Annotated in this window: 21 protein-coding genes; 15 read left to right on the top strand and 6 right to left on the bottom strand. The window is 38.0% G+C overall.

Features of this window, described 5'->3' with window-relative positions; all coding sequences use genetic code 11:
* The first annotated feature begins 430 nt into the window (after window positions 1–430).
* A complete protein-coding gene (locus tag OS138_RS03965) occupies window positions 431–1,723 on the top strand; it encodes an adenylosuccinate synthase (protein WP_002288375.1) in 1,293 nt (430 codons plus the stop codon).
* A gap of 786 nt (window positions 1,724–2,509) precedes the next feature.
* Window positions 2,510–3,373: a DegV family protein gene (locus OS138_RS03960; RefSeq protein WP_002288377.1), complete on the top strand. Its 864-nt coding sequence runs from the start codon at window positions 2,510–2,512 to the stop codon at window positions 3,371–3,373.
* A 128-nt stretch (window positions 3,374–3,501) separates the two neighbouring features.
* Here the strand turns inward: OS138_RS03960 and OS138_RS03955 are convergent, their stop codons facing one another.
* Window positions 3,502–5,124: an ABC-F family ATP-binding cassette domain-containing protein gene (locus OS138_RS03955; protein ID WP_325069748.1), complete on the bottom strand. Its 1,623-nt coding sequence runs from the start codon at window positions 5,122–5,124 to the stop codon at window positions 3,502–3,504.
* 249 nt (window positions 5,125–5,373) lie between these two features.
* Between OS138_RS03955 and OS138_RS03950 the strand changes: the two genes are divergently transcribed.
* Window positions 5,374–5,895: an HdeD family acid-resistance protein gene (locus OS138_RS03950; RefSeq protein WP_002327576.1), complete on the top strand. Its 522-nt coding sequence runs from the start codon at window positions 5,374–5,376 to the stop codon at window positions 5,893–5,895.
* A 429-nt stretch (window positions 5,896–6,324) separates the two neighbouring features.
* Here OS138_RS03950 and spxB read toward each other — a convergent pair whose 3' ends face one another.
* A complete protein-coding gene (gene spxB, locus OS138_RS03945) occupies window positions 6,325–8,055 on the bottom strand; it encodes a pyruvate oxidase (RefSeq protein WP_002332028.1) in 1,731 nt (576 codons plus the stop codon).
* Between the two features lie 164 nt (window positions 8,056–8,219).
* Between spxB and OS138_RS03940 the strand changes: the two genes are divergently transcribed.
* On the top strand, window positions 8,220–9,038 hold the full coding sequence (locus OS138_RS03940; RefSeq protein ID WP_325069747.1) for a ZIP family metal transporter: 819 nt from the start codon (window positions 8,220–8,222) through the stop codon (window positions 9,036–9,038).
* A 101-nt stretch (window positions 9,039–9,139) separates the two neighbouring features.
* Here the strand turns inward: OS138_RS03940 and OS138_RS03935 are convergent, their stop codons facing one another.
* Window positions 9,140–9,337: a hypothetical protein gene (locus OS138_RS03935; protein ID WP_002294340.1), complete on the bottom strand. Its 198-nt coding sequence runs from the start codon at window positions 9,335–9,337 to the stop codon at window positions 9,140–9,142.
* A gap of 168 nt (window positions 9,338–9,505) precedes the next feature.
* On the opposite strand from OS138_RS03935, the gene OS138_RS03930 reads away from it, so the two are divergent.
* Window positions 9,506–10,084 (top strand): TMEM175 family protein, encoded by a 579-nt coding sequence (locus OS138_RS03930; protein WP_325069746.1) that lies wholly within the window; start codon window positions 9,506–9,508, stop codon window positions 10,082–10,084.
* A 94-nt stretch (window positions 10,085–10,178) separates the two neighbouring features.
* Window positions 10,179–10,316 carry a hypothetical protein gene (locus tag OS138_RS03925; protein WP_002294338.1) on the top strand — a complete coding sequence of 46 codons (138 nt, stop codon included), beginning with the start codon at window positions 10,179–10,181 and terminating at the stop codon, window positions 10,314–10,316.
* An 801-nt stretch (window positions 10,317–11,117) separates the two neighbouring features.
* On the opposite strand, the gene OS138_RS03920 is transcribed toward OS138_RS03925, so the two are convergent.
* Window positions 11,118–11,621, bottom strand: a complete 504-nt coding sequence (locus OS138_RS03920) for a VanZ family protein (protein ID WP_325069745.1) — start codon at window positions 11,619–11,621, stop codon at window positions 11,118–11,120.
* 357 nt (window positions 11,622–11,978) lie between these two features.
* Here OS138_RS03920 and OS138_RS03915 point away from each other — a divergent pair, with 357 nt between their 5' ends.
* From OS138_RS03915 to OS138_RS03905, 3 genes are all read left to right on the top strand, one after another.
* Window positions 11,979–13,004, top strand: a complete 1,026-nt coding sequence (locus tag OS138_RS03915; RefSeq protein WP_325069744.1) for an FUSC family protein — start codon at window positions 11,979–11,981, stop codon at window positions 13,002–13,004.
* 322 nt (window positions 13,005–13,326) lie between these two features.
* Window positions 13,327–14,205 (top strand): acyltransferase domain-containing protein, encoded by an 879-nt coding sequence (locus OS138_RS03910; protein ID WP_325069743.1) that lies wholly within the window; start codon window positions 13,327–13,329, stop codon window positions 14,203–14,205.
* Window positions 14,206–14,680: 475 nt separating this feature from the next.
* A complete protein-coding gene (locus tag OS138_RS03905) occupies window positions 14,681–14,797 on the top strand; it encodes a putative metal homeostasis protein (RefSeq protein WP_325069742.1) in 117 nt (38 codons plus the stop codon).
* Between the two features lie 875 nt (window positions 14,798–15,672).
* On the opposite strand, the gene guaA is transcribed toward OS138_RS03905, so the two are convergent.
* Entirely contained in the window at window positions 15,673–17,238 is a 1,566-nt protein-coding gene (guaA, locus tag OS138_RS03900) for a glutamine-hydrolyzing GMP synthase (protein ID WP_002298578.1), read from the bottom strand.
* 58 nt (window positions 17,239–17,296) lie between these two features.
* On the bottom strand, window positions 17,297–18,220 hold the full coding sequence (gene coaA, locus OS138_RS03895; protein ID WP_002298576.1) for a type I pantothenate kinase: 924 nt from the start codon (window positions 18,218–18,220) through the stop codon (window positions 17,297–17,299).
* A 195-nt stretch (window positions 18,221–18,415) separates the two neighbouring features.
* Between coaA and OS138_RS03890 the strand changes: the two genes are divergently transcribed.
* The 6 genes from OS138_RS03890 to OS138_RS03865 all read left to right on the top strand — a co-directional run bounded on the left by OS138_RS03890 (window position 18,416) and on the right by OS138_RS03865 (window position 24,065).
* Window positions 18,416–19,021: a class I SAM-dependent methyltransferase gene (locus tag OS138_RS03890; RefSeq protein ID WP_002325169.1), complete on the top strand. Its 606-nt coding sequence runs from the start codon at window positions 18,416–18,418 to the stop codon at window positions 19,019–19,021.
* 310 nt (window positions 19,022–19,331) lie between these two features.
* Window positions 19,332–20,348, top strand: a complete 1,017-nt coding sequence (locus OS138_RS03885; RefSeq protein WP_325069741.1) for a LacI family DNA-binding transcriptional regulator — start codon at window positions 19,332–19,334, stop codon at window positions 20,346–20,348.
* Between the two features lie 140 nt (window positions 20,349–20,488).
* Complete coding sequence (locus OS138_RS03880; RefSeq protein WP_325069740.1) at window positions 20,489–21,790, top strand: pyrimidine-nucleoside phosphorylase; 1,302 nt, start codon at window positions 20,489–20,491, stop codon at window positions 21,788–21,790.
* A 45-nt stretch (window positions 21,791–21,835) separates the two neighbouring features.
* Complete coding sequence (deoC, locus tag OS138_RS03875) at window positions 21,836–22,498, top strand: deoxyribose-phosphate aldolase (RefSeq protein WP_002289206.1); 663 nt, start codon at window positions 21,836–21,838, stop codon at window positions 22,496–22,498.
* Window positions 22,499–22,518: 20 nt separating this feature from the next.
* On the top strand, window positions 22,519–22,917 hold the full coding sequence (locus OS138_RS03870) for a cytidine deaminase (protein ID WP_002298572.1): 399 nt from the start codon (window positions 22,519–22,521) through the stop codon (window positions 22,915–22,917).
* Window positions 22,918–22,982: 65 nt separating this feature from the next.
* Window positions 22,983–24,065, top strand: a complete 1,083-nt coding sequence (locus OS138_RS03865) for a BMP family lipoprotein (protein ID WP_002289203.1) — start codon at window positions 22,983–22,985, stop codon at window positions 24,063–24,065.
* Window positions 24,066–24,134: the final 69 nt, after the last annotated feature.

The raw sequence follows: 24,134 nt of genomic DNA, 5'->3' as shown, positions 1-24,134 counted from the left end.
TGTAACTCGGAGCTGAACGGCAGGCTCACAACCTCTTTCTTAAACAGTGTTCAAAAGCTTGCATCTGCGGTAATAAGCCCAACCAAACGAAAAATATGAGAAGCTATTTTTGTTTGGCTGTTCTTATTACTTGATGCAGGACAGCTTTTTCACAACCTCTGATTCACGGTGTTCCAAAAGTAGCTTCTTCGAAAAATAAGTCGAAATTTCACAAAAATTTGAGAAGCAATTTTCATACATTCCTTCTTATTTCTTGAAGCTGACCACTTCTGTTACAACCTTTTTTTTAACAATCACTCTAAAACGATAAAAGTTCGTTTTTTAAGCGTTTTTATAAAATAAAAATAAAAATCATTCGATTTTATTTGAAATATGTATCTATTATTGATACAATGGTTCAGGATTAAATAATATAGAACGAGGTGTTCACATGTCATCTGTAGTAGTAGTAGGTACGCAATGGGGCGATGAAGGGAAAGGAAAAATCACAGACTTTCTCAGTGAAAATGCTGAAGTGATTGCACGGTACCAAGGTGGCGACAATGCAGGGCACACAATTAAGTTTAACGGTGTGACTTATAAACTGCATTTGATTCCTTCTGGGATTTTTTATAAAGACAAGATCAGTGTGATCGGAAACGGTGTTGTAGTCAATCCTAAATCATTGGTCAAAGAATTAGCTTATTTACATGAAAAGGGTGTAGAAACAAGTAATTTGCGTATTTCTGACCGCGCGCACGTAATCTTGCCTTACCATATCAAATTGGACCAATTACAAGAAGATGCTAAGGGCGAAAATAAGATTGGTACAACGATTAAAGGAATCGGACCTGCCTATATGGATAAAGCAGCTCGTGTAGGTATCCGTATTGCAGACTTATTAGATAAAGAAATTTTTGAAGAACGTCTTCGTTTGAATCTAGATGACAAAAACCGTCAATTTGTAAAAATGTTTGATTCAGAACCACTTGATTTTGACGATATTTTTGAAGAATATTATGAATACGGACAACAAATCAAACAATACGTCACAGATACTTCCGTTATCTTGAATGATGCCTTGGATGCAGGCAAACGCGTGTTGTTTGAAGGCGCACAAGGTGTAATGCTGGATATCGACCAGGGAACTTATCCTTTTGTTACTTCTTCTAACCCAGTAGCCGGCGGGGTAACAATCGGAAGCGGTGTAGGGCCTTCAAAAATCAATAAAGTTGTCGGCGTCTGCAAAGCCTATACGTCACGTGTCGGTGATGGACCATTTCCAACTGAATTATTTGATGAAACAGGAGAACAAATCCGCGAAGTAGGACGAGAATACGGTACGACAACTGGTCGTCCGCGTCGTGTCGGCTGGTTTGATTCTGTAGTTATGCGCCATTCTAAACGAGTTTCAGGTATTACCAACCTATCTTTAAACTCGATCGATGTATTAAGTGGATTGGAAACAGTAAAAATTTGTACGGCTTATGAATTAGATGGCGAACTAATCTACCACTATCCAGCAAGCTTGAAAGAGTTGAACCGCTGCAAACCAATCTATGAAGAATTGCCAGGCTGGTCAGAAGACATTACAGGATGCAAAACACTAGCAGAACTGCCAGAAAACGCACGTAACTATGTACGTCGTATCTCAGAGCTTGTTGGTGTACGTATCTCAACATTTTCTGTCGGTCCTGATAGAACACAAACAAACATCTTAGAAAGCGTCTGGGCGCAAATCTAAGGATAAAAACGACGACTGAATCAGGACGTTCTTACCAGAGCGAGTCGAAGTGTTTATCTATACGATAATAATAACTTGAAGAGGAAGTGAAAGAGACGTTTAGCCTTATTGCCGATAGGCTGTCTCTTGAACACTGTTTATTCAGAATAAGGGACTGTGACAAAAAACGTGTCACAGTCCCTTATTTTGAATAAACGGTGTTCAAAAGCTTGCATCTACGGCACTAAGCCCAATCAGATGAAAAATATGGAGTGCTATTTTTATCTGATTGTTTTTACCGCTTGATGCAGAGCAGCTTTTTCACAACCTCTCCACTAAACGGTGTTCTCCTGCCAACTCCTCGGTCACAAGTCACAATATTCAACAAACATGAGAAGCTGTTTTTTGAAATTGTTCCTTGTGACTCGGAGCTAAACGGCAGGCTCACAACCTCTTGGTAAACGGTGTTCAATCAGCTGACCCTCGGTATTAGCTCAAAAAACGGCAAAATATGAGGAACTATTTTTTCCGTTTTTTTCTCTAATACTCAGGTCAAAACGCTGATTTCACAACCTCTGATTCACGGTGTTCCAGAAGTAGCTTCTACGGAAATAAGCCGAAATTTCACAAAAATTTGAGAAGCAATTTTCGTAAATTCCTTCTTATTTCTTGAAGCTGACCACTTCTGTCACAACCTCTTATTTTGATTAGAACTTGCGAAAATAAACCGGTTAAAGTGTGTCTAGCGCAAGAGATTTGCTATAATAGACGATAAGGGTAAAATGTAACGAGAAGGGGTTGAAAAATGTGTATCAAATTGTAACAGATTCTTGTTGTGATCTGCCATACCATGTATTAGCAAAAGAAAAAGTTGATTTTTTATCAATGAATCTCCAATTGAATGATCAAGAGTTAGTAGATGACCTCGGAAAGACATTCAATTATGACCGCTACATGAATCAGCTGAAAAATGGTGCGATGCCTACGACATCACAAATCAATGTTGGCCGATATTTAGAATTTTTCCGTTCTTATGCGGAAAAACAGATTCCTGTTTTATATGTGGCTTTTTCCAGTGGATTAAGCGGCTCTTACAGTAGTGCGCTTCAAGCGGTTGAATTGCTGAAGGAAGAATATGAAGACCCTGAGATCTATGTTTTTGATACAAAAGCTGCAAGTATTGGGGAAGGGCTTTTAGTATTGGAAGCTGTAAGATTGAAAAAAGAAGGTAAAAGCATCGAAGAAACCCTAGAGTGGCTGGAAAGTAATTATTTGAAAGTCCATTCATGGGTAACAGTAGACGATCTGAAATATCTAGAACGAGGCGGTAGGATTTCCAAAGCAAGTGCTACTCTTGGCAGTCTATTGAGTGTAAAGCCTATTATTACGGTGGATAAAGAAGGAAGGCTGACGAATGTTGACAAAGTTCGAGGAAGAAACAAGTCGATCCAGACAATCGTCAATGAGACGGTAAAAACAATCGTTGCACCACTTGATCAAATCGTTTATGTGGCTTACGCTGGGGATCTAGAGAGCGCGGAGAAGGCAAAACGGCTTTTGGAAGAGCAGATAAAGATGAAAGATGTGAAGCTTTATCCCTTAGGACCAACGATCGCCAGTCACACAGGCTATGGCTGTATCGCGATTTTTTCGATGGGAATCAGTCGATAAAAGCAGTAACTCATTCTGTAAAAAAGCCCAGAAATTGATTGTAACAAAAACAGCGACCTCTAAGAGATAGGATGCTCATCTATCTTTTAAGAGTCGCTGTTTTTTTATTTTTTAAGCTAAATAAGCCATTATGCCCATAACTCGTTCAATTGTTTTTGAATATCTGTGTTTTCCAAGAATTCATCATATGTCGTATCAGCTCGATCGATCACACCTTTATCCGAAACGGCAATGATGCGGTTTGCCAATGTTTGGATAAATTGATGGTCATGAGACGCAAATAAGATTGAGCCAGTAAATGCCATCAAGCCGTCATTCAATGCTGTGATTGATTCTAAGTCTAAATGGTTCGTTGGATCATCTAATACAAGTACGTTAGCTTTCGAAAGCATCATTTTTGAAAGCATGCAGCGGACTTTCTCTCCACCAGATAAAACATTCACTGGTTTCAATACTTCTTCACCAGAAAACAACATTCTTCCTAAGAAGCTTCTTAAGAAGGTGTTATCATCTTCTTCTTTACTTGCATATTGGCGCAACCAGTCTAAAATCGTTAGATCCGTATCGAATTCTTTCGTTGTATCCTTTGGTAAATAAGAATGACTTGTTGTTACTCCCCAACGTACTGTCCCAGTATCTGGTGTAAGTTCACCCATAATAACTTTGAATAGCGTTGTTGTTGTTATATCATTTTCTGCGACGAAAGCGACCTTGTCTTCTTTGCTCAAATTAAAAGATATATCATCTAAAATTTTCTTTCCATCAATCGTTACACTTACATTTTCTACCTGCAATAAGTCGTTTCCGATCTCACGTTCAGGTTTGAATCCAACAAATGGGTAACGTCTAGAAGAAGGTTGGATATCGTCTAAAGTAATTTTTTCAAGCATTTTTTTACGTGAAGTTGCTTGTTTTGATTTTGATGCATTCGCACTAAAGCGAGCAATGAATTCTTGGAGCTCTTTGATTTGTTCTTCTTTTTTGGCATTTGCATTCGCTTGGAGCTTAGCCGCCAATTGACTAGATTCCAACCAAAAATCATAATTTCCTACATAAAGTTTGATTTTACCAAAATCCAGATCCGCCATATGTGTACATACTTTGTTCAAAAAGTGACGGTCATGAGAGACAACAATCACAGTATTTTCAAAATTGATCAAAAATTCTTCCAACCAATTGATCGATTGGATATCCAGACCGTTTGTTGGTTCGTCTAGTAAAAGAACGTCAGGTTTACCAAATAGTGTTTGTGCTAACAATACTTTTACCTTTTGTCCGCCAGTCAATTCACTCATTTGCTGATGGTGCAATTCTTCAGGGATGTTCAGACCTTGTAGTAAAACAGCTGCTTCTGGTTCTGCTTCCCATCCATTAAGCTCTGCAAATTCTCCTTCTAATTCAGCTGCTCGAATACCATCTTCGTCAGTGAAATCTTCTTTCATGTAAATCGCATCTTTTTCTTTCATCACTTCATACAGACGCTTGTGTCCCATGATGACTGTTTCAAGTACAGTATAGTCTTCATAGTCGTAATGGTTCTGTTTCAATACGGCCATCCGTTCATCTGGTCCCATAGTAACGGAACCTGTGGAAGGCTGCAGATCCCCTGATAACACTTTAAGGAACGTTGATTTACCTGCACCATTTGCACCAATCAAGCCATAGCAGTTTCCGGGGGTAAATTTAATATTCACATCATCAAATAGTTTGCGGTCTGAAAAGTGCAAACTCACATCATTTACAGTAATCAATTTTTTTCCTCACTTTTATCATTATTAGTTTTTGACAAGTCTTATAGAATTATATAGGGGAAAGGTAAAAGATTCAAGGCAATAGAACATTCTTTGTGTTTCACGTGAAACAGAATGAAGAAAATAAACGTAAAAGAGGAGTAGAAATAGCTGCTATAGGATTTTTTAGTTTGCAACAGCATAATTTTTGACGTTATTTATAAGAGGGAGTACTATAAAACTGTAAAAGAAATGAAAGAAGGATTGAAAATGGATGAAAAAAGAACTACCGACTGGGGCTCATTGATTTTAGGGATTTTATTTGTACTTGTCTCATTGTTATCATTTCAAGACCCTGTCGGAAATTTAGTTGCAATTGTAGTAGTTTTTGCGATTTTTGCCTTTATTAAAGGGATATTTGAACTTTTTGTACGTAATAGATTAAAAGAGCTAACAGGATATAAAGGAAAGATGCCCTTAATAATCGGGATCATCGATATTCTAGTTGGCGTCTTTTTCTTATTCAATATTGGTGCAGGAGTCGCAGCATTACCTTTTGTTTTTGCAGTATGGTTTATTGCTGATTCCGTTTTAGCGTTATTTACTGCTGATTTGGCAAGAGGAGTAAGCGAAGGATATTATTGGTTTACGGTCATCGTCAATATCTTAGGAATTTTATTAGGTATTTTCTTATTGTTTAATCCAATTTCTTCTGCGTTGACATTAAGCTTTTTAGTTGGATTCTATTTTATGTTATTTGGTATCACACATATCGTCTATGCATTTAGATAAGCAAAATCAAACAAATAAAAAAGCCGGCTTCCGATTACAGTTTTACTGTTGTAATTGGAAGCTGGCTTTTTTATCATGGACAAATATGCACGAGGTGATTTTTAGGTGTCGAGACAAATTTATGCAAAAATGTGAGAAGCTATATACACAAATTGTATCTTAATACTCGAAGTATAGCGCAGTTGTCACAACCTCTTGATACACGGTGTTTAAAAGCTTGCATCTGCGGTAATAAGCCCAACCAAACGAAAAATAGGAGGAGCTATTTTTGTTTGGCTGTTCTTATTACTTGATGCAGACCAGCTTTTTCACAACCTCTGATAAACGGTGCTCCACCTGCTGCTTCTCGGTAATAAGATCGCCGTCCTAGAAAATATGAGGAACTATTTTCTGTCCATCGTTCTTATTACTCGAAGCATAGCGCAGTTTTCACAACCTCTTTTCATATAATTCATTCAATACTGGCAAATCATGGACTTCATATTTTTCTTTGAATGCTTGGATTTCTTCTTCAGAATATTTTCTTGGATCTAAATGCAGATCTTCTACTGGCAATGGGCGCTTGTTATTGATCTTCACATCGATTACTACAGGACGATCTGATTTTGCAGCTGCATCAAAGGCAAATCGAAGTTGCGAGTATTCTGTGACTGTAAAGCTATTTGCCCCGAGCGCTTCTCCAACTTTACCGAAATCTGCATCTTCTAAAAATACACCAAATTTCTTTTGTTCCGTATCTTCTTGTTCTGCTTCGATGAAACCAAAAGAATCATTCGAAAAGACAACATTAATAATTGGAAGCTGATATTTGACTTGAGTAATGATATCTTGCATGACCATAGCAAATCCGCCATCACCACTTAAGGTAAATACTTGTTTTTCTGGGTAGCTTAGTTGTGCGGCAATTCCTCCTGGCACACCATTACCCATAGTTGCGAACCATCCAGATGTCGTATGTTTTTGTTTACCGTTCATATTCAATAAACGAATAGAATGGATAGTCGTGTTACCGACATCTGTGACGAAAATCGCATCGTCTTCAGCAATACGATTGATTTCTTTATAGACAGCCTCTGGACGAATCGGTTCTTCCTCTCGATCTTCAAAAGATTTCAACCAATTTACCCATTTTTCTTTATTTTCTTGATTTGCTAGGTACCAGCTATCAGCAGGGCGAGCATCCCCTAACTCGACAAGTCTTTGCAAAGCTGTGTTTGCATCACCGAGGATCGACAAAGATGTTTCATGGCGTCGTCCAAATTTTGACGCATCGATATCGATTTGGATAAATTCAGCAGTTGGATTAAAAAATGCACGTCCAAATGGGAAGTCGCTACCGACAAATAAGATCAGATCGGCTTCTGCCAATGCTTCATTTCCGGGTTTAGTAGCGACACGTCCAGCAAAACCAAGAAAGTTTTCATAATCATCAGGAATAATTCCTTTTGCTAGAACGGAAGCGACAATAGGAACTGAAAAATGTTCTGAGAATTTTTTGATTTGCGGAAATCCGTTTCGCGTTCCTTGACCAACATAAAGAACTGGTTTTTTTGCTTTTTCAAGATAAGGCAAAGCAGCTAGCAAATCTTTTTCTTCTGGTAATATCACACTTGTTTTGTGAGTGTGAGCGGTGGAGAAAGGTTGTTCGTCAATTTCTTCAAAACCAAGATCAACAGGGATAGTCACGATAGCCACGCCTTTATGCTCATAGGCGGCTTTAATGGCTTCATCTACGACATGCGGAAGACTTTGTGGTGTCATGACTGTACGATTGTATACGCTGACATCTGCGAAAATAGGATTTTCATTTAGTTCCTGGAAAGAGTTATAGTTCATGGATGTAGAAGCAACTTGTCCTAAGAACGCTACTAGAGGCACATGGTCCATCTGTGCATCATACAAACCATTGATCAAATGTGTCGCACCAGGTCCTGCAGAGCCGAAGACAGCGCCGACTTTCCCCGTTAATTTTGCATCTGCAGCGGCTGCGAGTGCGCCGACTTCTTCATGACGAACTTGAATGTAGTTGATTTCGGTTTTTTCTTGATATAGCGCATCCATAATTGAATTGAAAGATCCTCCGGGAATGCCATAAATATGGTCGATACCCCAGCTTTCAAGAACTTTTACCATTGCGATTCCTGCATTGATTTTTGACATGGTGTTTCACTCCTTTAGCAATGATGATACATAAATTTTTTGTATCTAGAGTATAGAACTTTTTATCTAAAATCCCAACTAATTCGTCTTTTCACAAAAATGTAGTCATGTTTTTGGGAATATGCTAGAGTAGTACATAGATAGATTCAAGAGAGGGGAATGGCATGGTTGAATGGCTATTGAGACTTGAACCTTGGCAGCAAGCACTTGCTGGGACAGCTTTTACTTATTTTATGACAGCTCTTGGTGCCGGGTTGGTTTTTTTCTTTAAAGAAATCAAAAAAGAAGTGCTAAACTTGATGTTAGGATTTGCTTCTGGTGTCATGATTGCTGCAAGTTTTTGGTCTTTGTTAGATCCGGCTATTACAAAAGCAGAAGAAAATGGAGATATTGCTTGGCTAGTTGTAAGTATTGGGTTTGGTTTAGGCGGTGTGTTTTTATATATGGCAGATAAAACACTGCCCCATATGCATTTTGGACCACAACATGAAGCAGAAGGATTGCCTACCCATTTAAAACGGACGATCTTGCTTGTTTTTTCTATTACATTGCATAACATTCCTGAAGGTTTAGCCGTGGGGGTAGCATTCGGTGCAGCAGCAACTGTGGATAATCCGACAGCCGCTATATTAGCCGCTGTTTCGGTGGCGCTAGGTATTGGTATCCAAAACTTCCCAGAAGGAGCAGCTGTATCAATCCCGTTGCGACAAGAAGGTCTGAGTCGTAAAAAGGCCTTTGTTTACGGACAAGCTTCTGGAATCGTTGAACCAATTGCTGGAGTGATTGGAGCGCTACTAGTAACGAAAGTGGAGCTGCTGCTTCCTTATGCACTTGCTTTTGCCGCAGGAGCAATGATTTATGTCGTGGTGGAAGAATTGATCCCCGAAGCACAGCAGACATTGTCCAGCAAACGTCATTTTGCAGTTTTTGGCGTCATGAGTGGATTTATCATTATGATGATTTTGGATGTGGCATTAGGATAAATAAAAAAATAAATATGATATATCAAACAGGGTCGCGAACTTATATCGCGACCCTGTTTTTTTAGTAAGTTATATCATAATGAAGTGAATGGTATCATACATTAATAATAGTTTTTTCTATGTGTATTTCCTTTGATCCAGCGAACAAGCCAGATGATAAGTGCGATTGGGATTAGAACTTTGACCGCAAACCATAAAAGCCCGCTTAGGACACTGACAAAAAGACTGATGACGAAGCTAGCTGCAATTAGCACTAAAAGAACCATGAAGATATTTAAGAACATATTTTTTTGACGCATACAAAACCCTCCTCTTGTTCATTCTTTACTATAGAAAAAGTATAACAGGGATTGTTTAAAAACACCTCCAACTGAAGACTGATTTTTACTTCATCTACTTAAATGATCAAACAATTGCTTTTTCTCTGGTTTATCATCTAAAATAGAGCGGAAAAGGAGGAGAATATCATGCCTAAAAATCGTCTTGAAGCATTTACAGATGCTGTAATCGCGATTATCATGACTATTTTAGTTTTAGAGCTTCATGAACCTAACGGAGATACGTGGGAGGCGCTCGCTGCATTAGGTTACCGATTTTTTATCTATATTGTCAGTTTTATCATTTTAGCGATTTATTGGAACAATCATCATCATTTATTTCAAGTTGTACATAAGATAAATGGACGGGTCTTATGGGCGAACAGTTTCTTTGTTTTTGCGCTTTCGCTTTTTCCGTTTGCAACTTCATGGATCAGTGAGTACATCAATAGCCTGGCTCCAGAAATGACTTATGGTTTTGTTACCTTGACCGCTAATATTGCGTATTATATCTTGGCAAAAGAACTTGTCAAAGCAAATAAAGGCCACGAGAAAGCATTGAAGGCGATGTTGAATAATTACAAGAAATCGTATCTATCGATTGGTTTGAATGTGTTAGGAATTGTCTTAGGGTATTTAGTAGCGCCAGTAGCCGTGCTGATCGCAAACATCGTGATTCTAGCTGCTTGGATCATCCTAAGTCGTACCATCGAATCACAATATCGGTAAAATGATCCGTGTTTAAAATTTAAGAGAAAAATATAGAAAAGATAAATAAACGATCAAATATCCGAGTGATACTAGTATTCAAAGAGGGATGCAGATGGATCAAAAAAGAATTCATGTAGGACTGATTACTAGTTTTGTCACGATGCTTATTTATTTGGATCAAGGTCATTTGACTTGGACAGTAGTTGGTGTCGTAGGATTTTTGACATTATTCACAGCAATAAAAAAATAAACATCTTTATGTAATCTGATGTTCTATCTATTTAAGAAAAGCATGTTTACAGTAGTATGATTCTGTTGTAAACGTGTTTTTATTTGTGGAAAATTTAATTTTTTAGAAAAGTGTATCGAAAAATAGATAGTTAGTTTTTCCACAGTGGATAACTTCGTAAGAGATAAAAATAAAAAACTAGTCAAAGAAGGGCGTATAGATTTCTTTTGATAGGAGATATACAACAGAAATGAATAAATATTAACGTGCTTTCAAACGGTATGGTTTTTGGAATAAAAAAATAACGTATCTCATTTTATGATTTTGTTATTTTATACTTAAAAAATAACGACACAGAAAATACCGTGTCTCAGATTTCTCTACTACTTCTAAAAACTACTGTTTTTTTCCTTTGAAATGCCTTCAAAAAGTAGGATCAGGCAGAATATACTGGCAGAATCAAGGAAAAGGGAGCCTAAATAAGGAGAAAAACCATAGAAAATATAAAGTAATTACTTATAAAACAAGCTTTTTATAGAAAAATAATATACCTGAGTAGGGTATAAATTAAGACAGAAGTCCTTTCTAGATTGAGATATTGACTAGGAAGAATGTTAAGATTTTAAGCCTTTAAGCTAAAAAAAACCTTTTTGTTAAATAAGGGGAATATAGCCTGTCAGTTTCAAACTGCAAGTCGTCCTGCTGCAATAATATAGTAGATTAGAGATGAAAATAGATTTTTTTAAACCAATGACTGAATAAAAAGACCGTCATAGATACACATTGGAATGTGTCTATTACGGTCTTTTTTTACGAACGATTTTATTGAAGACGGATAGTTCGGGTCAAAAATAAAAAAGCTACGATCAGAAATAAGAATAAAATGTATCCCAAAATAATGGCTAGACGGTCTAACTTATTTGTCGATAGATGTTTGTTTAGAAGCTGATAGGCCCATAAACCTATCAGTCCTCCTGTTGTATTAGTTATCAAATCAGTGATGTCCGCTACTCCAATACCGAATAGGAATTGAATCAATTCTGCCAAGAAGCTTACAAGGAAAATAATCCCTAATTTTTTAGAAAAAGAAAGTCTCTTGAAATTGACATTCAAAAGCACCCCAAAAGGAAAAAAGACAATCAAGTTATAAGTGGTCTCGCGTAATACCGTCGTATTTTCAAAAGAAAAAGTAGAAAAAGGGACGAGATTGACATTGCTGTAAGAATAAGTGAGGAATTGTGGAAGATTAAATGATAGCTTGAATAAAATCAACCATAATAAAAAGAATAAATAAATTCCTAATAAAAATTTTGATACATACCGCATAGACATCTCCTCCATTTAAAAAGTATACCATCGAAAACCGCTGAAAAATCATAAAAAAGTATGAAGTTTAAAGATTAGCGTAGTTACCGTGCGAAAATTAGAAGCTTTTTTTGTTGGGAATTCGGTTTCTTTAACAAAGCTAAGATAGCGAGTTGCTTGGAAAACTTGCTATCTTTTTTCTGTCAAAACGACTCGGAATGTTCGTGTTTTGTTCTAATTTCTCCAAGTTGTTTACTTTTTGATACTAAGTTTATGAAAAATCAAGAAATAGTTGTTATACTAGGTAATGCTGACAAAAGAGGCTGACATTTCATCTTGGTTCAGCTTTTTTTCCAATTACTAGGAAGGAGGGATAGATTGTTCAAGACTTATTTTCGTTTCAATAAAATACAAGATAATCCTTTTCGTATCATGAATTTGATGCTACTTATCTTTATTGTATTATGGTTAGGTTACATAAATCATGATTTTTTGATTTCAAGTTTTTCATCATTAGGGATCTTTACTTTTTTCTATTATCAAAACATACCGATGAAATATTTGCTGAAACGTATGTTTTTGATCGGTTGTGGACTGTTGGTTGCTTTCGTTTTGGGGATCTTATCGACTTATGTTTTATGGCTTGAACCATTTGCCGTAGCTTTGGTTGCTTTTTCCAGCAGATTCGTGTTGCGATTATTCCATATTTCTAAACCAGGTGGCTTGTTTTTTGCGATGCTTTCTGCCATGGGAACGAGTATGCAGCTACCGATCGTCCAATTACCAATCGTCTCACTTTATTTTTTTATGGGCGTCGTTTTTGCACTGATTGCGGCAGTGATTACAAAATTACTGGATTCACGGCCTGAGCAGACAATTGAAAAAGCAACTTTAAAAGAAAGATTTCACGAAGAGCCTTTAGTGATCATTGATTCTGTTTTCTACAGCGCTGCCTTATTTCTTTCCATTTATGTCAGTCACGGCTTGAATCTGCATAATCCTTATTGGTTGACCTTGTCATGTGCATCGATTTTGCTAGCAGAAAACTTGGATGCGATGAAGCATCGACAAGTCCAATATCTGATTGGATCGATGGGTGGGTTATGTGTGTCGGCATTCTTGTCATTTGTGCCGTTTACGCAGTTGCAGACCATTTTTCTGATCACTTTTCTATATGGAATCGCACAATTTCTAGTTGCTAGAAATTATGCAGTTGCTAATATTTTTCTTAATCCGATGGCGTTGATGCTATCTACACTTATTCGTGGAGCATACTTGATTTCTTTGATCGAATATCGTTTTTTAGGGATCGTCATAGGAAGTTTCATCGGTTTAGGTGTTGCGTGGGTAATGACGGTTGGTTTGCAACATTATTTAACGGTTGTTCGTCAAAAATTAGAATAGAAGGACAAATATATGTGCCAAAAGAGGTTATGACAAGATTTTTGTCACAACCTCTAATTCAAGGTGTTCAAAAGCCAGATTCTCAGCATTAAGTCAAATTCACACAAAAATGTGGAAAGGAACTTTCAAAAAAATTTTATATTTATTCTATCAAAAAATTTTGTTTATGATGGTAACTGAATAAACTTTCCTGAGATGGTCAATGCTTTCCTTGAAAGTCTTACAGATATTCTTTCTTCATAGAAAGTTTAAGTTTTATAGTTAGTGTACAATAAAAGTATGGTTATACCATATGGTGTCCGGATAATCAGTCATTTAAACAATGAGGTTCAAAGATATGAAAAGGGGAAATTTGATGAAGAAAATAAGCAATGAAATCCAAATTCTGGCAGAAACTTTAACTCTTCCCAAAGTCGTTATAGAGCAAATGATTGTACAAGCAAAAAACATCCTTGATGAGATGTTTGAGCAATATAGTCATGAACTAATGGATCCTAATAAAGCAAAGGCGACTGCAAAGAAAATAGACAAAGTCTATGAAGAGGAACCTTTTGCAGCATTAGCTATTTATCTATATGCAGCTTCTCAAAGTTGGAAAAAAATTTATCAACCATTGAAGATTCCAAGAACTATCTATTTGGCAACAATGAATGCTTTTACTAGATTTATTCATGAACATTTCCAAGTAACAGGAAGCTATCGCTTTGACCGTGGTTTTTGGATTTGGCATTACACTAGTGGCTTGATCTTTCGGATTGGTGAATTGGAGTACGAAATGACATATTTTCCGAAAGGGTACACGGATCTAAGATTAGAAGGAAAGCAGTGCCTTTCTCTTCATATTCCTTCCGATGCAGATTTATCTCAGAATAAGATAAGAGATAGTTACGAAAGTGCCATTCGTTTTTTTGAACTTTATTTTCCTGATTACCATTATCAAGTGATGTACACAGATACTTGGTTACTATCACCCAATCTTACTAAATGGTTGAAAAAAGAGTCAAAAATCTGTCTTTTTGCAGCCGATTATCGATTATTATCAGTTGATGAACAGGACGATAGTGGAGTCCCTTGGATCTTTGGACGAGTAGATGCCCAAATACATGATTATCCAGAAAGTACGAGTTTACAGCGACAAGCAAAAAAGCAATTGCTTGCAGGCGAGCACATTGGCTCTGGCTTAGGTATTCTTACTTCATAAGTTTAGTACTTCGAAATAGTTTAAAAGAGCGTGGGACAAAAGTAAAGAACACTTTTGTCTCACGCTCTAAACACGTATAAACGGCGGAAGCAGAAGCAACTCCTTCGGAAATAAGAAGAAATTCACAAAAATTTGAAAAGCAATTTTCGTGAATTTCTTCTTATTTCTTGGAGTTAAACGCTTCTGTCCCAGCCTCTTTTTTAGTGTTCTATCGAACAAACAGTACGTTCAATAGGTAAACTAGCTATAACAATAGATATTAAAGTTAACGGACAAGAGGGCCTTTTTTAGGTAGCTAAAACGTAATAATGAAAATTTATTTCTAGAGATAGGAGTCAATCAGCTAGTCTGATCGACTGTTTTAACAAGTTGACTTTCTTTTTAACTTTTGATACCATTTAAAACACAAATCGTAATTGTTTCGATTTGTGTTTTTTAGCATGACTACAATCAAAGAAGAAAGTGGGTCGTCCATATGGAAAAAACAGATATCTCAAGTGCATACCGCCGCTTGAAAAGTCCAAATATCAAAACACGAAAACGTGCGCTGAAGATCATCAAAGATGTGAAACGGAATAGTGGGGAAAGGTAAGAAGAAGGAAACTTAATTAAAAAAATAGCCGAGCCGAAAAACGTTTTTCGGCTATTTTCAATAATCGGTTTTTGTGTAAGGTTTCCGAAAGAACCGCTGTTGATTTTCCATTTTTAATATATGATAAATTGGTAGAATCTTTCTTTTCAAATTAATATCATTCCCTAATTCCAGTTATATAGTTAACTACAGAACCACAAAGCACGTACGTTTATAAAAGTATTATCTGTAGTTATTTTTCAATTCCCTTTCAACCTCTTATTTTGACCAGTAGTATTGATCACTTTACCTTTTAACACCTTTGTTCGTTTTTGAAACATTATTAGACAAGAATGGAAACGTAACTACATAATCAAAGGTTTTGCGAAATATTTCATGAAATATTTCATATAGAAGCGAGCAATACGGTTGCGAATAACCATTATCGTTTAATAAGCAGTTACGAAAGCTCCCAATATCTCTAACGTTCAGCTCACTCCATTTCTTTTCTTCAAAAAAATCAGTGATTCGTATCTCTTTCTATTTGTCGAAAAAGTTAACTTTAAAAAGTAACGCCGAAAAAATATGCAAAAAATAAAAATGATAGTAACTTATAGAATAAGGTATTTTGATGGAATAGACAGTAAAGGTAGAGAATACACAAAGAAGCTTGTCTCCATTGTTGTAGAAAAGCTTTTTTGATAGGGGGAATGGCTGGCTACCAACCATTTTTAATCAAAATAAAGCATTTTTCTTGTAGAAGAATGCTAATTCATGCACATTCCTTCATTTTATGCAAGCTTTTTAGTTCCATTCTGTCATGATAGAAGGTTGGTTACAAAAATAAAAAAGAACCGCGAATCCCTTGATAATCAAAGGATTCACGGTTTCTTTTATTATTCCCACTCCACTGTTGCTGGTGGTTTAGAAGTGATGTCATACACGATACGGTTGACGTGGGCTACTTCGTTTACGATACGTACAGAGATTTTTTGCAAGACTTCCCATGGGATACGGGCAAAGTCAGCGGTCATTCCGTCGATTGAAGTTACAGCACGGATACCGACTGTGTAGTCGTAAGTACGTCCGTCACCCATAACACCGACAGAGCGGATCCCTGGAAGAACAGTGAAATATTGCCAGATATCACGGTCAAGTCCAGCAGCTGCGATTTCTTCACGCAAGATAGCATCAGATTCGCGTACGATTTCTAGCTTGTCTTCAGTGATTTCGCCAAGAACACGAATACCAAGACCAGGACCAGGGAATGGCTGACGCCAAACGATTGAATCAGGCATGCCTAACTGAGTCCCTAATTCACGGACTTCGTCTTTGAATAATGTGTTTAATGGTTCGATCAATTCAAATTGCATATCTTCTGGCAGTCCACCTACATTATGGTGAGATTTGATCGTTTGTGCTGTTTCTGTACCAGATTCGATAACGTCAGTATACAACGTTCCTTGTGCTAAGAAAGAGACGCCTTCTTCACCAGCAAGTTTTGTTGCTTCGTCATCAAAAACATATACGAATTCATTCCCAATGATTTTACGTTTTTGTTCTGGGTCAGATACACCTTTCAACTTGTCTAAGAAGCGATCTCTTGCATCGACTTTGATGATGTTCAAGCCGAATTTTCCGCCTAGACTTTCCATTACTTGTTCCGCTTCGCCTTTGCGTAGCAGACCGTGGTCAACAAAGATAGATGTCAATTGGTCACCGATCGCTTTTTGTAAAAGAACCCCAACGACACTAGAATCAACGCCACCTGAAAGACCAAGCAAGACTTTTTTGTCACCAACTTGTTCACGGATTTTTTCTACTTGCATATCGATAAAGTTATCCATTGTCCAGTTACCTTCACAGTGACAAACATCAAAGGCAAAGTGGCGCAGCAATTCGATTCCGTATTCGGAATGACGTACTTCTGCATGGAATTGGATACCATAAAAATTACGTGTTGTGTCTTGGATAGAAGCAATCGGACAATCTTTGCTTGTTCCGACTGTTTCAAAGCCTTCAGGAACTTTAGTTACCAAGTCACCATGGCTCATCCATACTGTTTGTTGTTTTGGTGTTTCTTTAAACAAGACAGCTTGATCGCTTGTTACTTCTAACAAGGCTTTCCCATATTCGCGGTTTTTAGCAGGCTCTACGGAACCGCCAAGTTTGTACGTGATCAATTGCATACCATAGCAAATCCCTAATACAGGAATACCTAAATTGAAGATCTCAGGATCGATTCCAAATGCATTCTCATCATATACACTGTTTGGTCCGCCAGAAAGAATGATTCCCTTTGGATTCATCGCTTTTACTTCTTCTGCAGTAATGCGGTGGCTCAATAATTCGGAAAAGACTCCAAGATCACGAATACGTCTTGTGATCAATTGGTTATACTGACTACCGTAGTCTAATACGATAATCTTTTCAACGTTCGTCATATCGGCAACGTTTGTCAAATTTATTACCCCTATCCCTTTAAATTTTATCTCAAAATAGTCAAACTATTTTAAAATGCTAATATTTTCGCATGAAAATCGAATCGATGATATGATTTTCAGTTTTATGGAGAATTATATCGGCTCTTCCTCGTGTAGGCAAGATATATTCCTGTAAATTTTTCAAATTCACATTTTTCCATACATCTTTTGCCATTTTAAAGGCTTCTTCACGATCTCCGATAGCAAAACGATAATAATAATTCTCTGGATTTTGGAAAGCTGTATCCAGTAACGCACCAAAACGATCCAAATACCATTTTTCGATCAGCAAGGGATCAGCATCGACATAGACAGAAAAATCAAAAAAGTCGCTGACGTAGATTTGCTGATTCGCAGGTAATTGAAGCGTATTGATCCCCTCAACGATCAAGATATCAGGTTGCTGGATCAGTTCGTACTTGTCTGGAATGATATCATACACATCATGTGAGTAAACAGGTACTTTTATCTCTTCCTGACCAGATTTTACACGGTTCAAGAAATCGATCAGCATCTCCATATCATAACTTTCAGGAAATCCTTTACGGTCCATGATTCCACGCTCTTTTAATATACGATTTGGATAAAGAAATCCGTCAGTCGTGATCAGCTGAACGTTTCTTCGTTTGAAGGTACGAGACAAAATCGTCTGCAGCAGTCTGGCTGTTGTACTTTTTCCAACGGCTACACTTCCGGCGATCCCGATAATAAAAGGCGGTACTTCTACGTATTTATGAAGAAATAAACCTTTACTCAAGAACAAAGATTCAAATTCTTTCATATAAAGATAAATCAGATGAGCAAGAGGTACATAGATATCTCGAACATCCTGCATGGAAATGCGGTCATTCAAACTTTTGATATTATCTAGTTCATCTTGTGTCAAAGGTGCTTGCCCATTACGATAAAATTCTCGCCATTCTTCTCTTGCCACACGGTAGTAGTTCATTGGATCATTCATATTAGCCTCCTGCGTTCTCCCATCAATGGAACTATTTTAACACAAAATAAACGCAAACCCCACCACTTAAGAGAGATTGCCGATCTTTTTGTATAATCTTTATAATAGAAAGAAACGGAGTCTTATTCTTGACTTGCGCACGGATACATAAAAGGATAGACTGTTGTCATGAAAGAAATGAGAAGGATGGAAGACATGACAAATCATTACTATTCTGAACGCCCAGATACGGCGCACGATTTTGAACAATGGGCTTTTGAGTTAAAAGGCAGAACCTTTCAATTTGTAACAGATTCTGGTGTATTTTCACGTGAAACAGTGGATTATGGTTCACGTGTCCTGATTGATGCTTTCGATTGGGAAGAGTTACCTGATGAAGGAAAGATCTTAGATGTGGGATGCGGGTATGGACCGATTGGGTTAGCTTTGGCATTTGCGACACAGCGGTTTGTTGAAATGGTCGACATTAATGAACGAGCGGTAAGTCTAGCGCAAGGAAACGCAAAGCGTAACCAAATCGAACATGTTGATATCCATCAATCGAATATCTATGAAGCAGTTCATGAAGAAACCTATGCAGCTATCGTAAGCAATCCGCCGATCCGTGCTGGAAAAAAAGTTGTACATGAAATTTTGACAGGCGCATATCATCGGTTGAAGAAGGGCGGTACACTGACAATTGTGATCCAGAAGAAACAAGGAGCGCCGAGTGCGCAAAAGAAAATGGAAGAAACATTTGGCAATGCAGAAATCGTCACAAAAGATAAAGGATATTATATCATCAAAAGTGTGAAAGAATAACTAGCTGAAAAATAATGGAGCGACGAAAGAGTGGAACTGGGCGTACATATTACATATATGGTACGCATCAGTTCTTTTTTATTGATGACTTTTTTAATCAAGGAACTATCTTTTCTTAAAAAAGAAGTAGCAGAAGCAGAATCATGTTTTTTACGATAAAATAAATAAGATACAGAACTTGTATAGAAGACTGTCAAGTCGGTAGATAAAGGAGATTTTTATCAAAAAACATACTTTCCTTTTTTCTCTATTCTTTTCTTGGGGGTTTTGGTACACTGATAGGGAATTTAGATAGAAGGGAGCCAATAGAATGAAGCTGACCATCAGAGATATCGCAGAAATGGCAGGCGTATCAGTAACAACTGTCTCACAGATTTTGAATAACAAAGGAAGCCGATTTAGTGATAAGACAAGAAAAAAAGTGTTGTCGATCGTGAATGAACATCAGTATAAACCCGATTATTTCGCTTCAAATGTGATCAATCGACATTCAAAGACCATCGGGATGATCGTTCCTGATGTCACTGATTTCTTCTTCTCCAAACTGATCGAAGGTGTAGAGAGCTATTTGAATCCTTTGGGCTATGTGATCATGTTATGCAATTCTCGTCATAGCCAAGAAAATGAGATCAAGTATTTACAAGAGCTTTCCCACCGCTCAGTGGACGGAATCTTGCTGGCCACACCAAATATTTTACCTGAGAAATACGCATTAGACAGCGGATTTTATCAAAAAATGCCAATCATTTTAATCGATCGCGGATTGAATCGTCGGGATAACGGACGGCTTATCGTAAAGGAATATGAGGGCGCCTATCAAGCTGTTTCGCTGTTTATTGAAAGTGGCCATACGAAGATCGGCATGCTGAAGGAAACCACTGGATACTATCAATTAGAAGAACGTTTCAACGGATATCGTCATGCGCTGAAAGATCATGGCCTGCCTTTTAATGGGAAATTTGTTGAACATGGAGAGTTGACTGTTCAAGGTGGATATACTGCATCAAAAAAATTACTCAAACATAAAGATATCACGGCTATTTTTTGCGGGAATGATGCCATGGCGATCGGATGCTATCAGGCGATCGATGAATTGGGCAAAAAAATCCCAGAAGATATCTCAGTCATAGGATTCGATGGATTAAAGCTGTCAGAATACATGATTCCGCAATTGACGACAGTGCAGCAGCCAAGTTTTGATATTGGATTTTATGCTGCACGTTTCCTGATCGATACGATCGAATTTCCTCAAAGAAAAGTTCCGAACAAAGTGTTCGAAACAAAATTAATTATTCGTGAGAGCGTAAAAGTATTGACAAAGGGCTAACTCGGCGGTATATTGCTTATGTAAGCATTTACAAGGGCGAGTTAGTGCTTTTTTTATTTTTAGTAAACCAGTTTACTAAAGTGGTTTACCTTTCCTAAAAATAATGTATAATACCGAATGAAGACAAGGAGGATCAGGCAATGCGAATGGTGGATCTGATTGAAAAAAAGAGGGATGGAAACGAGCTGTCGAAAGAGGAAATCGAGTACATCGTCACAAACTATACGAATGGAAAGATTCCAGATTATCAAGTCAGTGCATTATTGATGGCAATTTTTTATCAAGACATGACAAATGAAGAAATCACGAACTTAACATTGGCGATTGCTAATTCTGGTGATGTCATCGATTTGAGTTCTCTTGAAGGAATAAAGGTAGATAAGCATTCGACAGGTGGCGTTGGTGACACGACCACATTGATTTTAGCCCCCCTAGTAGCTAGTGTCGGAGTGACAGTGGCTAAAATGTCTGGACGCGGTCTAGGTTACACAGGTGGTACACTAGACAAGCTAGAAGCAATTCCCGGATTTCAGATCGAGCTTTCGGATGAAGAATTTGTACGCATTGTTAATGAAAGTAAAGTAGCGGTAATTGGTCAATCAGGAAACTTGGCACCGGCGGACAAAAAATTGTATGCCTTGCGTGACGTCACAGCGACCGTTGATTCTCTTCCGCTGATTGCCAGTTCGATTATGAGTAAAAAAATCGCGGCAGGAGCAGATGCAATCGTTTTGGATGTGACCACTGGAGACGGTGCTTTCATGAAGAACATCGAAGATGCAAGACGTCTGGCAAAGACCATGACGAGCATTGGGAAACTGGCTAACCGAGAAACAGTGGCGGTTATCTCAGATATGTCAGAACCTCTTGGCGAAGCCATCGGAAATAGTCTAGAAGTTGTCGAGGCAATCGAAACATTACAAGGAAGTGGTCCAGAAGATCTAGTAGAAATGTGCTACGCCTTAGGAAGCCAAATGGTTGTTCTTGCTGGCAAAGCTAAGACAACCGATGAAGCAAGAATGTTGCTTCAAGAAGCTCTGGAATCTGGTAAAGCGTTAGCAAAATTCAAAGAAATGATCCAAAATCAAGGGGGAGACCCAGCGATCGTGGAACATCCAGAACGAATTTTGACTGCACGCTACACAATGGAGCTTCCTGCTAAACAAAGCGGAGTTGTGTCAAAAATCGTGGCAAATGAATTAGGAATTGCTGCAATGATGCTAGGTGCTGGACGTAAAACCAAAGAAGAAGATATTGATCACGCTGTTGGATTGAAACTGCATAAAAAAATTGGTGACACTGTGACAAAAGGTGAGTCACTATTGACGATCTATAGTAACGACGAAGAAATCACTTCTGTCATTGAATTATTATATAAAAATATTGAAATTGGTGAATCGGCAATGAAGCCAACGTTGATTCATGACATCATCACAGAATAAAGGAAAAAAGCGGACTTTACCGTTTTAAAGAAAAGGGGAAAAGAAATGGAACTAAACCGAATGATCGACCATACTATTTTGAAAGCAGACGCATCTAAAGAAGCTGTGATGCAAATTATCGAAGAAGCAAAAAAATACCATTTTTATTCTGTCTGCATCAATCCAGCATGGGTTGCGCTAGCGAAAGAACAATTACAAGGTGAGCCAGTAGCCGTATGTACAGTAATCGGGTTTCCTCTAGGAGCAAACACACCCGAGACAAAAGCATTTGAAACAACAGATGCCATCAATAACGGTGCAGATGAAGTCGATATGGTCATCAATATCGGTGCTTTGAAATCAAAGGATGATCAACAAGTCCAAAAAGATATCGAAGCAGTTGTTGAAGCAGCAAAAGATCGTGCGCTTGTCAAAGTTATTATTGAAACATCGTTATTAGATAGAGAAGAAATCATCCGAGCTTGCGAAATAGCAAAAGCTGCAGGCGCTGATTTTGTCAAAACATCAACTGGTTTCTCAACAGGCGGAGCAAAGGTAGAGGATGTCCGTTTGATGCGTGAAACGGTAGGACCAGAAATGGGTGTCAAAGCTTCCGGCGGTATCCATAACGAAGAAGAAGCAATGGCAATGATCGAAGCTGGTGCTACAAGAATCGGAACAAGCGCAGGAGTAGCAATCGTATCTGGTTCAACTGGTGAAGGCTATTAATTTTTTCAAAGGAGAAGCTCATGGCAGAACTCAAACAAGAATGGATCAACACAGCTATTGAAGCGTTAGATAAAGCCTATGTTCCTTATTCCCATTTTCCGGTAGGCGCTTGTCTCGTAACGGAATCAGGCAAGATTTATCAAGGCATCAACATTGAGAATGCATCATTTGGATTAACGAATTGTGCCGAGCGCACAGCTTTTTTCAAAGCAGTATCTGAAGGAGAAAAAACATTTACGCATCTAGTCGTAGCGGGGCACACCCCCGATCCTATCTCTCCTTGTGGTGCATGTCGACAAGTAATGGCAGAATTCTGTTCCCCTGATATGCCGGTTACGCTAGTAGGAGACAATGGTGTGACGAAGGCAACGACCGTTCGTGAACTGCTGCCTTATGCATTTACTGAAAAAGATCTATAACTCATGTTCATTCAGTCAGCTGACTGTTGAAAAATAAAACAATTATTTTAGGAGGCTTTACAGAAATGAAAAAAGCAAAATTATTTGGTTTAGGTGCTGTCGCACTAGCAGCAGGGTTATTTTTAGGTGCATGCGGCAACAACGGCTCTACTGATTCATCCGGTGGCAAAAGCTCATCAGACACAACAACTGCAGCATTGATCACAGACACAGGTGGTGTAGACGACCGTTCATTCAACCAGTCAGCTTGGGAAGGACTAGAAAAATGGGGGAAAGATCAAGGACTTTCACGAGGAAATGATGGCTTCCAATATTTCCAATCTTCAAATGAATCAGATTACATCCCAAATATTGACCAAGCATTGAATGCTGGATTCAAAACGATTTTTGGTATTGGTTATAAACTAAAACCAGCGATCCAAGAACAAGCAACAAATAATACAGGTACGAACTTTGTTATTATCGATGATGTCATCGATGGATTAGATAACGTTGTATCTGCAACTTTCAAAGACAACGAAGCTTCTTATCTTGCAGGTGTTGCAGCAGCTTATACGACTGAAACAAACGTAGTCGGCTTTATCGGCGGTGTAAAAGGTGAAGTAATCGATCGTTTTGATGCTGGATTCAAAGCCGGTGTTGATGCAGGTGCGAAAGAATTAGGAAAAGAAATCAAAGTATTGAATCAATATGCTGGTGACTTCTCTGCTCCAGATAAAGGACGTTCAATTGCTCAAGGTATGTATGCACAAAACGCAGATATCATCTTCCATGCTTCAGGCGGTACAGGTAACGGTGTATTCCAAGAAGCAAAATCATTGAACGAATCAGGCGACAAAAAAGTTTGGGTTATCGGTGTTGACCGCGACCAATCAGACGAAGGCGAATACACATTAAACGGCGAAAAGAAAAACTTCACATTGACATCTACACTGAAAGCAGTTGGAACAGTAGTAGAAGATTTGGCACAAAAATCAGCGGACGGTAAATTCCCTGGCGGCGAACACACTGTTTATGGATTGAAAGAAGACGGTGTTGGTCTAACAGAAGGACAACTTTCTGACGAAGCGAAAAAAGCAGTTGATGAAGCAAAAGAAAAAATCATTTCAGGTGACGTAAAAGTTCCAGAAACTCCTGAAGAAAACTAAAACCATTTCTATAGCCTTGTTAGACACATGTTTGACAAGGCTATGGTTTGATTAGAACAAGAATTGTTC

The sequence above is a fragment of the Enterococcus sp. E5-37 genome (assembly GCF_035726925.1).
Classification (GTDB): Bacteria; Bacillota; Bacilli; order Lactobacillales; family Enterococcaceae; genus Enterococcus_B; species Enterococcus_B faecium.
This window is presented reverse-complemented; position numbering and strand designations above follow the sequence as displayed.